Source organism: Seonamhaeicola sp. ABD4_340, assembly GCF_056312135.1.
Genome location: NZ_CM149981.1, coordinates 167,786 through 181,964 on the forward strand (window position 1 = coordinate 167,786; position 14,179 = coordinate 181,964).

Annotated in this window: 11 protein-coding genes; 3 read left to right on the forward strand and 8 right to left on the reverse strand. The window is 28.9% G+C overall.

The window, feature by feature from the left end; translation table 11 throughout:
• Positions 1-21 precede the first annotated feature (21 nt).
• On the reverse strand, positions 22-3,051 hold the full coding sequence (locus tag ACYX4H_RS00760; protein WP_476237320.1) for a tetratricopeptide repeat protein: 3,030 nt from the start codon (positions 3,049-3,051) through the stop codon (positions 22-24).
• 267 nt (positions 3,052-3,318) lie between these two features.
• Between ACYX4H_RS00760 and ACYX4H_RS00765 the strand changes: the two genes are divergently transcribed.
• The gene (locus tag ACYX4H_RS00765) at positions 3,319-4,002 is read left to right on the forward strand and encodes a cell division ATP-binding protein FtsE (RefSeq protein ID WP_476237321.1); all 684 of its coding nucleotides are present in this window, start codon (positions 3,319-3,321) and stop codon (positions 4,000-4,002) included.
• Position 4,003: 1 nt separating this feature from the next.
• Here the strand turns inward: ACYX4H_RS00765 and ACYX4H_RS00770 are convergent, their stop codons facing one another.
• The gene (locus ACYX4H_RS00770; protein ID WP_476237322.1) at positions 4,004-4,840 is read right to left on the reverse strand and encodes a 2OG-Fe(II) oxygenase; all 837 of its coding nucleotides are present in this window, start codon (positions 4,838-4,840) and stop codon (positions 4,004-4,006) included.
• Positions 4,841-4,921: 81 nt separating this feature from the next.
• Here ACYX4H_RS00770 and ACYX4H_RS00775 point away from each other — a divergent pair, with 81 nt between their 5' ends.
• Both ACYX4H_RS00775 and ACYX4H_RS00780 read left to right on the forward strand, forming a co-directional pair.
• Positions 4,922-5,776: a glycosyltransferase family 2 protein gene (locus tag ACYX4H_RS00775; protein ID WP_476237323.1), complete on the forward strand. Its 855-nt coding sequence runs from the start codon at positions 4,922-4,924 to the stop codon at positions 5,774-5,776.
• Positions 5,776-6,684 (forward strand): glycosyltransferase family 2 protein, encoded by a 909-nt coding sequence (locus tag ACYX4H_RS00780; RefSeq protein WP_476237324.1) that lies wholly within the window; start codon positions 5,776-5,778, stop codon positions 6,682-6,684. Before ACYX4H_RS00775 ends, ACYX4H_RS00780 begins: the two co-directional genes overlap by 1 nt.
• On the opposite strand, the gene ACYX4H_RS00785 is transcribed toward ACYX4H_RS00780, so the two are convergent.
• The 6 genes from ACYX4H_RS00785 to typA all read right to left on the reverse strand — a co-directional run bounded on the left by ACYX4H_RS00785 (position 6,651) and on the right by typA (position 14,010).
• Positions 6,651-7,715 carry a glycosyltransferase gene (locus tag ACYX4H_RS00785; RefSeq protein ID WP_476237325.1) on the reverse strand — a complete coding sequence of 355 codons (1,065 nt, stop codon included), beginning with the start codon at positions 7,713-7,715 and terminating at the stop codon, positions 6,651-6,653. The two genes, ACYX4H_RS00780 and ACYX4H_RS00785, sit on opposite strands and share 34 nt — an antisense overlap.
• A complete protein-coding gene (locus tag ACYX4H_RS00790; RefSeq protein ID WP_476237326.1) occupies positions 7,708-9,261 on the reverse strand; it encodes a phosphoethanolamine transferase in 1,554 nt (517 codons plus the stop codon). Before ACYX4H_RS00790 ends, ACYX4H_RS00785 begins: the two co-directional genes overlap by 8 nt.
• Positions 9,254-10,543, reverse strand: coding sequence for an O-antigen translocase (locus ACYX4H_RS00795; RefSeq protein WP_476237327.1), 1,290 nt, complete (start codon positions 10,541-10,543; stop codon positions 9,254-9,256). Before ACYX4H_RS00795 ends, ACYX4H_RS00790 begins: the two co-directional genes overlap by 8 nt.
• Positions 10,544-11,842, reverse strand: a complete 1,299-nt coding sequence (locus tag ACYX4H_RS00800; RefSeq protein WP_476237328.1) for an O-antigen translocase — start codon at positions 11,840-11,842, stop codon at positions 10,544-10,546.
• Between the two features lie 135 nt (positions 11,843-11,977).
• Positions 11,978-12,211: a uroporphyrinogen decarboxylase gene (locus tag ACYX4H_RS00805; protein ID WP_476237329.1), complete on the reverse strand. Its 234-nt coding sequence runs from the start codon at positions 12,209-12,211 to the stop codon at positions 11,978-11,980.
• Entirely contained in the window at positions 12,211-14,010 is a 1,800-nt protein-coding gene (gene typA / locus ACYX4H_RS00810; RefSeq protein ID WP_475295289.1) for a translational GTPase TypA, read from the reverse strand. The genes ACYX4H_RS00805 and typA overlap by 1 nt, the downstream gene beginning before the upstream one ends.
• Positions 14,011-14,179 lie beyond the last annotated feature (169 nt).

A 14,179-nucleotide genomic window follows, 5' to 3' on the forward strand; every position in this document is an offset into this window, starting at 1 on the left:
TTTATTTGCTACTTTACTTTTTTACTCTGGCTGAATTGAAGAATTAGTTTTAGCCTCTTCAATTTTAATTTTGTTTAATGTTTCTTTTGCTTGTGTTACAACATCATCAAACTCGGCAAAATTTTCAATAACACTTTCTAAAATATAAGTGGCTTGAAATGCATCATTTAGCGCATAAAAATTCTTAGCCATTACAACCAAACCTTTGGCACTGTAATATTTATACCCAGAAAAATCTTTGGCTAATTTTTGTACTGTTGTGTTTGATGCTTCATACTTACCTTCTTTATTTTTAAAATATGCATTGTAGTATAAGGCTTCGGCAGCAGTTTCGCCAGTGGCTACTTTTTCAACATTAGCATAAGCCGTTTTTGCTTTAGTTTCATTGCCAGTTTTTATGGCAGAACGGGCAATAATTATATAAGCATCACTTTTAATTTTATTATCAATTGTTGAGCTTGCCAAAACTTTATCGGCATAAATAACAGCAGCTTCATAATTTTCTAATTGATAATTAGCTTTCATTAAGTTTGATTGCGCAAAAACCACATTTTGCGGAAAATTAGCTTCGGTCTCTAAGCGTTTTAAAGTTGGTATGGCTTGTTGCCATTTTTTTCCTTCTAAGTAAAACTGAGATAAACGCAACAAGGCTTCCTCTGTATATTCATTTTGCGAAGTTTCAACAATGTATTTGTAATGTGGTGCCGCATTTGCCATTAAATCTTTTTTATAATACAATTGGCCTAAATAAAAGTGCGCTTGTAAAATATGAAGACCCTTTGGAAACTCATTAACGTAACCATTAAATTGTTTAATGGCACGGTCTGTATTTCCATCTAAATACTGTTTTTCTGCGGCGGTGTAGGTGGCGTTATCTAAATCGGCATCAGTAACTTCAACAAAATCTAGTGTTTTTACCCAAGCAGCATAATCATCAACACGCCCCATATCAATATAAATTAGTTTTGCGGTTGAAACAGCTTGAACCGCCTCTGGAGTTCCTGGGTAATTGCCTGCTACGTTTTTAAATTTATTTAAAGCTTTTTCGTTTTCATTACCATTGTAATACACTAAACCTTGGCGCAATAATGATTTTGGTACAAATGAACTCATTTTATAAGCTTCATTCAACTTATTATACATTGATAACGCCTTGTTTATTTGATTTGCTTTTACGTAAGAATTACCTAATTCATACATAGCATCATCACGAAGTTTAGACGTTTGGTAGTTGTTAATAAACTGCTCTAATTCTTGTATTTTTTGTGAAGATTGCCCCATATAACCGGCACTTATTGCTTTTTGAAACGCCGGATAATCGGCATTTATTTCACCAACTTCTATGGCCTTTTGGTAAGCTTTTATTGCTGCATTATAATTACTGGTTACAAAATAGGCATCGCCCAAACGCAAAAATGCATCATTAAGTCTAACTTTATCATTAGTGGCTGTTTTGGTAAATGTACTAAAGTGCTCTGTGGCGCTATTATAATTTTTTAATTTAAAATAGGTGTAAGCCAAGTTATAATCTAGATTTTCAGATTCTGGAGCAGTTATATTCATTTGTTCAAATTGCTTAAAGCCCACTAAGGCATCATCATAATTTGTTAAATTATAATCTGTTTCAGCTTTCCAAAATGTAGCACGGGCTGTATAATTTTCATCTCTTGGTTCTTTTAATGAAGCATCAAATAATTTTTTGGCTTCTAAATATTTGTTGTCATTATAAAGCTCAATTCCTCTGTAAAAAGCAACTTTTTGGTAAGCCGTTTTATTTTCAAAACTCTTTTTACCTTCTAATAAACTTAATGCTTCTTTGTAGTTTTTTGATGTAATGTAAGAATCTATCAACAACGTTTCAATTTCTTCACGGTAACTTGTTTCGGGGTATTTTTCTAAATATCTGTCCAAAACTTGTGGTGCTGGTTGGTATGGGTTACCTATTTCGTAACTAATTTTGGCATAGTTTAACCAGGCATCTTCTTGAATTTTTAAGTCAAAACTCATTTGAGAAGCATTTCTAAAAGCATTTAAAGCTTCTTGTTTTTTATTTAAGTGCACATAACTTTCACCTAAATGATAATAGGCATTTTGCGCAATGCCATTTTTACCTCCAATTATTTTATTAAATTCTGAAATGGCTTTTTCATAATCTGCTTGTTTGTAATGTGCGTAACCAAGTTGATAAAAATCGGTATTATTCCATTTGGCCGTTTTATCGCGTTTTCCTTTTTTACCTTTATAGGCCGTTAAATATGGAATGGCAGCTTGGTATTCTTCTAAATTAAAATAACTTTCACCAATAATTTTTGAAAGTTCAGATACTTCGTTTTCATCACTATTTGGCAATTGTTGTTTTGCCAGTTCAATGGCTTTTTCAAAATTCCCTAATTTAAAGTTTAAATCGGCTTGATAGTAAGATAGTTTTTCTTTGTAGCGTTCTTGGTCACTAACTTGGTTAAAATACTCGTTAGCTTCATCATAATCATCACCTTCATAAGCCATAAAACCAATATAGTATTTGGCTTGCGAACCGTATTCTTGCGAGCTTTCTACTTTTGAAAGGTATTTTTTTGCTTCTTTATATTGTTTTGTTGTGAAAGCGGTGTAACCGTTATTGAAATAGAATTTTTCTTTATCGGCTCTTCCTAAACCAGCTTCATTTACCTTGCTGTACCATTTTCTTGCATAGGCGTATTTTCCGTTTTCAAAATAGTAATCGGCCACATCAACAAAAGCGGTGTTGCGTTTGGTACTTGTTGGGTATTCTTCAACAAAATCTTCAACCAAATCATCAGCATTTTGCTGGTTTAACCTTACTGCGCAATTGGCAATGTAATAGGCACAATCTGACTTTAAAATGTCTTCTTTTGTTGTTTTTTTTACATTTTCAAATAACGACTGTGCTGCTAAATACTGATTATTATTGTAAAGTGATAAGGCTTTTTGGTAATCTACCATATTGTTTGTGTATGCGGCAGATTGTTGTGCAGAAAACGTTAAGGTAAAACTAACGCTAAGTATAAAGGAGATAAAACTTTTTTTAGTCATTAACTAGTAGTTTTTAATTTTAATCAAAGATAAAAGTTTGGTTTTTAATCCTGCTGTAACAGATATAAATTTCTGTTAAAATAAAGACTAAAAACACGCTTTAATTATGTTTCTTCTATAACGAAATAATCATGCCATAATTATAAAGCTTACATTATTTTGTTGAAAAAGTTTTTATTAATTACAGTAATAACACAACAAAAAACATACTTTTGGGTTTGTAATTTATAACAATACTATTAAACTTGTAATTTAAACGTAGTTAATATGCCAAATACCATTTTACAATTAAAAGATGCAGCCATTTACCAAGGTGATAGCTTGGTTTTATCAAACGTTAATGTTGAAATTAACAAAGGTGAATTTGTATATTTAATTGGAAAAACGGGTACTGGGAAAAGTAGTTTTATGAAAACACTTTATGGCGATTTACCTTTAAAAGAAGGTAATGGCCATATTGTTGATTACAACCTTAAAGCTTTAAAAGAAAGAGATATTCCTTTTTTACGCCGAAAATTAGGCGTTGTTTTTCAAGACTTTAAATTACTTGTTGATAGAACGGTTAATGATAATTTATTGTTTGTTTTAAAAGCTACAGGTTGGAAAGACAAAGATAAAATGAACACCCGTATTGAAGAAGTTTTAACTAAGGTTGATATGAAAACCAAAGGTTTTAAATTTCCGCATGAATTATCGGGTGGAGAGCAACAACGCGTTGCCATTGCTAGAGCTTTACTTAATGACCCTGAGCTTATTTTAGCTGATGAACCTACAGGAAATTTAGATCCGCAAACTAGTGTTGAAGTTATGAAAGTATTGCAAGACATTAATAAAAATGGCAATACTATTTTAATGGCTACACATGATTATGCTTTGCTTTTAAAATACCCAAGTAAAACGCTTAAATGTGATGAAAACCAGGTTTATGAGGTGGTGCAACGTAAAGGTTAATTTATTTGTCTTTTTTGTAAATATGTGGGTTTTTTCGAATGCCTTTCTTAAACATTTTTCTTATTAACATCCTTACACTTGCATCTGCATCTAAAATTAAATTTTTAAATGTATCTTCTGGTCTCCCTCTAAATTTTGTAACGTGAAATTTATCCGATGTTCTTAACGGTAAATCGTTAAAGTAATAGTTGGATATACAGCGCCTACTATTATCTACTTTAACTTTATTTACAGAGTGCCAAGATTTGCAATGTGTAGCCATTACCACCAATCTGTTAAACTTACTTTCAATTTCTATAGGTGTTTTTTTAGGTCCGTCTGGCCATAACTCCAAATGCCCGCCATGTTCTAATTCCCAATTAGGTGTTACATAATAAAGTAAATTTAAAACACGCCAACGCTTTCTTTTTGCGTCATGAGAATTATCTAAATGTGGATGTAAAAAATTACCCTTTACCATTAAAGAAAGACCACCTGCATAAAGAGACTCGTCTGCAGATAGTGTTTTAAAATGACATATTTCACCTATTAAGTTTACAATTTTATAATCTTGAAAAGCATAAATTACATCTTCCAACAATTTGTTATGCTTATCCATTTGAGCAGAAACATATTTATATTCCCTAATACTTTTAAGGCATTTCATTTCTGTTTTATCTGGAAAAACCTCACTCAATTTTATAGCTAAATCTTTAGGTAACAAGTCGTCTATATAAAAATAACCTATACTAGATTTAGTACTGTTGTAGGTTCTAGTTAGCGTATCTCTATTCTCGTTTATTTTATTGTAAATTAATCGTGAAACCTCTTCAGACTCTACCATATCCTTAAAAAACATTTTGCGTGTTAATGTATAACTTTTATATGAAATATTTTATACAGAATTAAAACCTTATTTTTACACCTATAGCAAAAGCACATGATTTCAATTCTTATTCCAACTTTTAACTATAACATTGTACCATTGGTTAATGAGTTATACAAACAAGTTACTAAAGAAAAAATTGATTTTGAAATTTTAGTTTACGATGATGGGTCGCTTTCTAATATTAATAAAAAAAACGAATCCATTAACTCCTTAAACAATTGCTTATTTAAAGCACTACCTAACAATATTGGAAGAAGCGCTATTAGAAACTTACTTGGACAACATGCTAAATATGAGAATCTTTTATTTTTAGACGCCGATGTTATTCCCTTAAATAGAAATTTTATAAAAAATTACATAAATCAACCCAGTAATAATGTTCTTTATGGTGGCATTGTAGAAACAAATAAACCTCCCAACAAGCCCAAAAAATTAAGATGGATTTACACAAAAAAACGAGAACGTTTTTTAGTTAACTCTGCAAATTTTTTAATTACGAAAGATGCTTTTAACTTACATCCGTTTGACGAAAGTTTAAAAAAATATGGTTGCGAAGATGTTTGCTTTTTTGAGGTACTAAGCGATAATAAAATACACTTAAATCATATAAACAATCCTGTAATTCACTACGGAAATGATTGTGCCAAGGTTTTTATACAAAAAACAAATCAAGCCATAGAAAACTTAATACTTTTAATTAACGAGAATAAAATTAATATTAATAAATACAAGGTTTCTAAATTACATAACAAGTTAAGCTCCTTAAAACTAGATTTACTTATATCTATTATTTTTAAATTAACAAAACCTTTGCTTATAATAAACTTTAATTCGTCTTTCCCCTCTCTTGTACTCTATGATTTTTATAAGCTAGGTTATTTTTGCACCATAAAAACAAAACAATAATGCCATTTTTCTCTGTAATAATACCTCTTTACAACAAAGAACTTTATATTAAAGATACTTTAAATAGTGTTATAAATCAGACATTTATTGATTTTGAAGTAATAGTTATAAATGACGGCTCTACAGATAATAGCTTAAATATAATAAAGCAAATTAATGATAGTAGAATTGAAATAATTAACCAAGAAAACAAAGGGCTATCTGCAGCTAGAAATGTAGGCATAAAAAATGCCAAGGCTAATTATATTGCATTTCTTGATGCAGATGATTTGTGGACGACCGATTTTCTGCAAACCATTTTCTCATTAATTAAGCAATATAAAACAGAAAAAATTTTTGCTACTAACTGTTTAATTTGGTCAAAAAAAGACCTCCCAAAATTACAAGTTAAGTCGGCCTCAAATAATTCTTCATTAATAAAAAATTATTTTTCATTATGTAAAAATATTTTTTCATACAGTTCAATAGTATTCGACATAACTATTTTTAAAAAAACTGGTTTTTTCAATGAAAACATAAACTATGGAGAAGAAGATGAGTTTACAATTAAATGTCTTTTAAAATATAATTTGGCTTATCAAGAAAGTTACAAAGCATATTATAGAGTAGGTCTTGAAAACCAATTAACAGCACCTAAAAAAAATAGTAACAGAATTATTCCAGATTATGAAGTTTATTTAAAAGATAATTCAAATAAGGATTTAAAAAAATATATAGACTTTGTTCATTACAAATTGGTTGTGCTTTATAAAATGGAATTAAATTATGAGTTAGTTAATTTTTACAAAATGAAGATTGATTCCTCTAATCTTTCATTTATAAAAAAAATGAAGTTCTATTTACCAACAATACTCTTTTTCTATACTAAAACCATTTATATCTGGTTAAAGAGTTTCTCCCATTCTTGAAGTATTGCTTCTTTTGAAAAAGATTCTAGTGCAACAGAAGTATTCTTCTTAATGTGATCATAGAAGTCTACCTCCATTAATTTGTTTAACGCCTCAATTAGCTTTTCTTGGTTTTGGTCTTCAACAAGAATTCCATTTAAACCATCTTTAATAATTTCATTAGGCCCACTTTTACAATTAAATGAAATTACTGGGGTATTTAATTTTAAAGCTTCTAACAATACCATAGGAAACCCTTCTACTTTACTTGATAAAACTAATGCTCTAGCTTTTTTTATTAAAGGATATGGGTTATCTGTAAAGGGCAAAAGTTTTACATGCTCTTCTAAATTTAGCTTAATTATAAGCTTGTCTAATTGTTTTTTACATGGGCCATTTCCCAAAATTAAAAGTTTAATATTATTATATTTAAGATTAGAAATTCCAAAACTTTCAATTAATACATCAAATTGTTTAATTTCAGTAAGTCTTCCAACTCCAATAATATAATTTTCGTGTATACTATCATTATTACTAAAGCTTTTATTAAGGTTAAAAAAATTGTATATCGTAGTGCTATCTATTTTTAATTTGCTTTTAACTTTATTTTCAATTGCTTTAGAAACAGAAACGAAAGTTCTATATTTTGAATGTGGTAACCTGGCTAATACTGGGTAATTAATAAATGAAAAATAATATTTTAATCTAAAGTTATGAATACAATAAATAACTTTACACTTGTTAAATACAAATTTAGAAAATATTAACTCTTTAAAGTATTTATCTCTAAGCCTATGGTCAATAACATAATCAAAAGTATGCTGTTTAAAAAAATTTCGAAATTTAAAAAAAGATTTAATTTTGCTAAATTTAACTTTATCTAGACCAAAATTATATAGCTCTCCTTTGTACTCGTAATCTACGTTATTTTCCATTATAAATATGGTTACACTATACCCTTTATCTATAAAAGCAACGGACAAGTTAGCGACAAGTTTTTCTGCACCTCCAGAGCTTAGACTAGTAGTTAATAAGCAAATTTTCTTACTCATTTTTCTGCAAAACCTCTTTATCAAAATCAATTCCTCCTAAAACTATTCTTTTTCTCTCTTTATAAAATTTACTAAAAATACTAGAAGTAAAATCCATATTTTTATGCTTTACTCCAAAAATATGACCAATGCTCTCATAAGTATTATCTGAAACAAAACTCCTTTCTGGTTTGTATATAAAATCTTCAGGGAATTGGAAACTTTTTGATGCCCAAAAAATAAATGGAATTTGAAACATAGATGGAGTTAATATTTCCTCAGACCTACCAAAAAATTCTGTTCCATTATCATAAACATTTTCTCCATGATCTGAAGTATAAATCAAAGCACTTTTACTATTTACATCCTTCAACTTTTGAATTAAACTATAAACTATAAAATCATTATATAAAATTGCGTTATCGTATTCATTAATAATTTTAAGGTGTTTCGATTCGGGTTTTTCTTTCTGAACGAACTTATTAAAATTGATAGGATATCTGTTACTATAATCAAAATGGGTTCCTATTAATCTAATGAATATTACTTTTTTCCCTTCTTTTTTTAAAATTCTTTCATAATCAGAAAAAACTACTTCATCTAAAACTTTCGAATCTTTATCTATTAAGTGATTATAGAATTTAAATTCATTTGCTTGAGAAGCTATTCTACTGATAAAATTATCATGATAACTTATTGGCCTTTGATTTGATAGCCAATAAGTATCATAACCTCCAACATTAAATAATTGAACCAAATCTATTAAACCTTTATTATTATTTTTATTATTACTCATTGAGGTAATAATTTTAGGCATAGCTTTTAGAGTAAATACCTCGGTAGAAATTACATTATTGTAAACAAATAAATTTTTTCTTATGGTGTTTAATTTAGGTGTAGTTTCTTTCTTATACCCATAAATTTGCATATGTCCTCTAGTTGTTGATTCTCCTAAAACTATAACTAGTACATCATTATTAAAACTAGATTTAACATCATTTTTTGAAATATTATTTAACCTAGTATTATTTTGAAGATCATAATACCCATAAATTCCTCTTACAATATTATGGTAAGCATTACTTTCTATAAAGCCAGTTACTTTTAAAACTATTGTTATTATAAAAACACTAACTAAAGGTACTACCACATGGTATTTTTTTCTTGGCTTTATATTCTTAATAAGAATAAAATATGAGACTAAAACAGTTATAAAAAATAACACTATTTTAATATTAATGTAAGAGTTTGTAAACTCTGTTAATTCAGCTTTATTTGATTCTATTAACAAATACATGTATGACGATGTGAAATTTGAAGACACTGCCATGTATGATGTTGTTTCTAAAACCACATATATTAAGAATACTACTACTATTGTTTTTGCATAAAATCGTATTTTTAATAGTGGGAAATACACTAAAAAAAATATTATTGCAAGAAAAGCGATATCTTCTATAACATCTTCAAAACTCAAGAGTTCAAATTGTATAGAAAACAACAAAAAAACATATTTAATAAGCATTGGAATACTTAATACTAGTAAAGTTTTTAAAATACTACGCATGTTTTTTTAAAAATTTATTATTACCTCTATGCACAATTATTACTGTTGTTAAAAAATACAAAATTACACTTATAATTTGAGCGTAATATACTCCATACAAACTATAAAGAGGTATTAAATATACACTCATAAAGTAAAATGAAGTGTACAAAACTAAATCTGATATAAAATAATACACTAACATCCTTTTTGCATGAAATTGATATGCTAATGAAAATGCCACTACCTTTATAAAATCACCAATAAATTGATAAACAAAAAATGATTTTATTGTTTCAAATTCATCTGTTAAAATAATTTTTATAACAAAATCTTTTAAAAAATATAAACTTAAAAATAATAAAACCATAAACGGAATTAAGTACTTAAAATAAGTTTTCATTATTGAATTATATCCTTTTAGGGTTTTATTTACTGTTAACTGAGGCAGCAAATAAAGTGTGAAAAGCGATGTAAAAAAAACCATATAAAACATAGATATTTTATTCATAGCTTCCCATAGTCCAGCATTAAAAACATTTGATACTTCTATTATTTTGTTCCTAATTAATAAATATGAAATGCTAATTAAGGCCGAAGAATAAATAGCCATAAACAAATACGCTGATATAGATTTTATAAATAAAACCGATACATGTTTTTTCCAATTAAATGCTTCATAATAAATACGCCTTACATCTTTGAAAAGTAAACTTCCAAAAAAACTAAATACCGGCACAAAGATACTAGCATAAAATGCACCATTTAATTTGTAATAATAAATTAAAACAAAAGACAAAGAAGCGTTTACAATATTTGCCAGTGTTAAAACTATTGTGTAAAGCCTAAGTTTTTCTAATCCATTTATTATGTAAATAGTTAAAAAATTAAGAGATATGATAGGTAGTAATATAGCTAACCATTTAAACACATGAGAAAACGATGTATCTTTAAAAAGATACACACTTAAATTTTCAGATAGTAGGAAAAGAAAAACTGATATAAATAATGATATAATTACAGCTAAAAACGTAACAGTTGACAATACTGTTTTTAACGCCTGCTTATCAATTTTGTTTTCTGCAACATACTTTATGATTCCACTTTGAAAACCTGTTGATGTTACACCTAAAACACCCTGTAAAGCATTTTTTAAATTACCAACTAAAGCATATCCACTTGGCCCCAGAAAAATGGCACTTATTTTAGATACTGTAAAAGACGCCAATAGCTTCCCAATCACAACAATACCATTATGCGAGAATACTTTTACAAAAAAATTACTGAAAAATTTATTAAGCACTTATCTATTTTTTTTATACCCAAAAAGTGAGGTCCAAAAAATACATAAAATTAATATATAATACCCTAAATAGCTTACAAAATGTGCTACTACTGCACCTTTAACGTTATCATAATAGTTTATAAAATAAACACTGGTAAAATATAATGCTATTATTAAAAAAGCTTCGGTTAAAATATAATACCAAAACATTTTTTTTGCAATAAACTGAAAAGCAACAACCATAGATAGTACTTTAATAAAATCTCCTAAAAGTTGCCAAATAAATAGGTTTTCAACAGGTATAAACTCTTCAGTAAAAACTAAAATTACAATTATATGTTTTAACAAATAAATTAGTAATAGCCCAAGAGCCAAAAATGGCATTACAGTTTTATAAAATGCAAATACTTCTTTTTTAAAATCTCTTTTGTTGCTTATTTCGGTAAACCTTGGTAAAATATAAAGCGCCATTAAAGAGGTAATAAACATTAAATAGTATTTAGATATTCGTGTCATAGCCTCCCAAAAACCGGCGTCTTCATACCCTATATTTTCAATTATATAATTACGTATAGCAATAGCTACTAAAGGCAACAACACCGCCGAAAACATAGCCATTATTGAATATGGTGTAAGTTTTCTTAAAAAACGTAAACTTACATTGTTAACCTTAATTAAAGGCATTAAACTTTTTCTATTTATAATACCAACCAAGGTTATTAAAAATATTAAAGATTCTGCTATAGCTACCGATATTAAAGCGCCTTTTAGTTTTTCTTGATAAATTAAAAGCAGTGCAATGGCCACACTTAAAATTTGCCCTATAATGTTTATTATGATTAAGATTTTATATTTTGAAAATCCATTCATAATAGAAAAAGAAAATAAATTTAAAGCATAAAAAGGGAGTACAATAGCAAAAACTTTTATAGCTAGTGTGTAATTATTATAACTAGGAAAAATAACATCTTTTATAAGCTCTGCATTGTAGTAGCAAATTGCGGATAATAAAATGGTACAAATAAAACCACAATAAAAAACAGTTGATACAGTTTTGCTTAACTTAACCGCATCATCCTTAAACTTGCTTATATATTTTACAACCCCTTTGTAAGAACCAACAATAGATAGTGTTTGAAATGAACTAACAAAGTTTTGAAAGTTTCCTATTAATGCTAAACCTTCAGCTCCTATAAAAACAGCTATGGCTTTTGAAGTTAACAAACCCGCTATAATTCTGGTAATTACAGAAACTATTTGCAAAGAAGCAACATTAACTAGTACGTGTTTGTTTATATAATCAATTAACTTTTTCAATTGATATTTTTTATCTCTTAAAATAGTTATCACTATTTTTTTTGAGTGACTTTACCTATTAAACCAAATATACAAAATACATATACGTAAAAACTAGTATACTTGGTTTAATAGATAAAGTGTACCACAATATCTTTATTTTACCTTTTTAAGTAAATAATACAAGTTTATACAAAGTATAGCTGTATTAGTTATTATAATTGGTTTAGATATTGGTGTTAATAATATACCGTAAACCACAAAGAACAAACATCCTACAAGGTTTACAAGCCTTAACTTAACAACAGATTTCATTAAAAATGAAAACAACACTGTTGCCATGGCTAAATAACCTACCCATTCAGTTAAAGGCATTCCTAAAAAATCCATTAAATAGATTTGTTTCGTTTACGATCTACTTCTTTAAGTAAAATTTTTCTAATACGTAAGTGGTTTGGTGTAACCTCAACGTATTCGTCTTTTTGAATATACTCTAAAGCTTCTTCTAATGAAAACTTAATAGCTGGTACAATTTTGGCTTTATCATCGGCTCCAGCAGAACGTACGTTACTTAACTTTTTGGTTTTAGTTACGTTAACTGTCATATCATCACCTCGAGAGTTTTCACCAATAACCTGTCCTTCATAAATATCTTCACCCGGATCTATAAAAAACTTACCACGGTCTTGTAATTTATCAATAGAATAAGGAATTGCTGTACCGTTTTCCATAGATACTAAAGAACCATTTTGTCTTTCAGGAATACCTCCTTTTACTGGTTGGTATTCTTTAAAACGGTGTGCCATAATAGCCTCACCAGCAGTAGCTGTTAATAATTGATTACGTAAACCAATAATACCGCGTGATGGCACAATAAACTCACAAACCATACGCTCTCCTTTGGCTTCCATACTTAACATTTCACCTTTACGCATGGTTACCATTTCTATGGCTTTACCTGAAACTTCTTCAGGTAAATCTATAGTCATTTCTTCAACAGGCTCACACTTAACGCCATCTACTTCTTTAATAATAACTTGTGGCTGACCAATTTGTAGCTCATACCCTTCTCTACGCATAGTTTCAATTAACACAGATAAGTGTAAAACACCACGACCAAATACCATAAATTTATCGGCACTGTCTGTTTCTTGCACACGTAGCGCTAAGTTTTTTTCTAGCTCTTTAGTTAATCTATCTTTAATGTGGCGTGACGTTACGTATTTACCATCTTTACCAAAGAAAGGCGAATCGTTAATGGTAAATAACATGCTCATTGTTGGCTCATCAATAGCTATGGTTTTTAAGCCTTCAGGATTTTCAAAATCGGCCACTGTATCACCAATTTCAAAACCTTCTAAACCAACTATAGCACAAATATCACCAGCTTGTACCTCATCAACTTTTATACGTCCTAAGCCTTCAAAAACATGTAATTCTTTAATTTTAGACTTAACAATACTTCCATCACGTTTTACTAATGATATGTTTTGGCCTGCTTTTAAAGTACCACGCGTTAATCTTCCTATTGCAATACGTCCTGTAAAGCTTGAAAAATCTAACGATGTTATTAACATTTGTGTAGTACCTTCGGCAATTTTTGGCTCTGGTATATGTTCAATAACCATTTCTAAAAGTGGTTCAATATTTTCAGTTGGCTTTTGCCAATCTTCACTCATCCAATTGTTTTTGGCAGATCCGTAAACTGTTGGAAAATCTAATTGCCACTCTTCTGCACCCAATTCAAACATTAAATCAAACACCTTTTCGTGCACTTCTTCTGGTGTACAGTTTTCTTTATCTACTTTATTTACAACCACGCAAGGTTTTAAACCTAAATCTATAGCTTTTTGTAATACAAAACGTGTTTGTGGCATAGGGCCTTCAAAAGCATCAACTAATAAAAGAACACCATCGGCCATGTTTAAAACACGTTCTACTTCTCCACCAAAATCGGCGTGACCAGGTGTATCAATAATATTAATTTTTGTGTCTTTATAAGTAACCGAAACGTTTTTTGAGGTAATTGTAATACCACGTTCACGCTCTAAATCGTTGTTATCTAGTATTAAATCGCCCGTATTTTCGTTTTCACGAAATAACTGACAGTGATACATAATTTTATCTACCAACGTAGTTTTCCCGTGGTCTACGTGAGCAATAATGGCAATATTTTTTATTTTTTTCATTTTAAGCCCTATTTTAAGCGTGCAAAGATACTCATAATTAATGGATATATAACACATTAAATGTATTTTGAATTTTCTTTTTTGTGAAACACGCCAACCACGCTAAATGTTTAAAAACCGCTATCTTTTTACTGTTATAAACAGCGTTTATGCCAAACAAAAAAACATT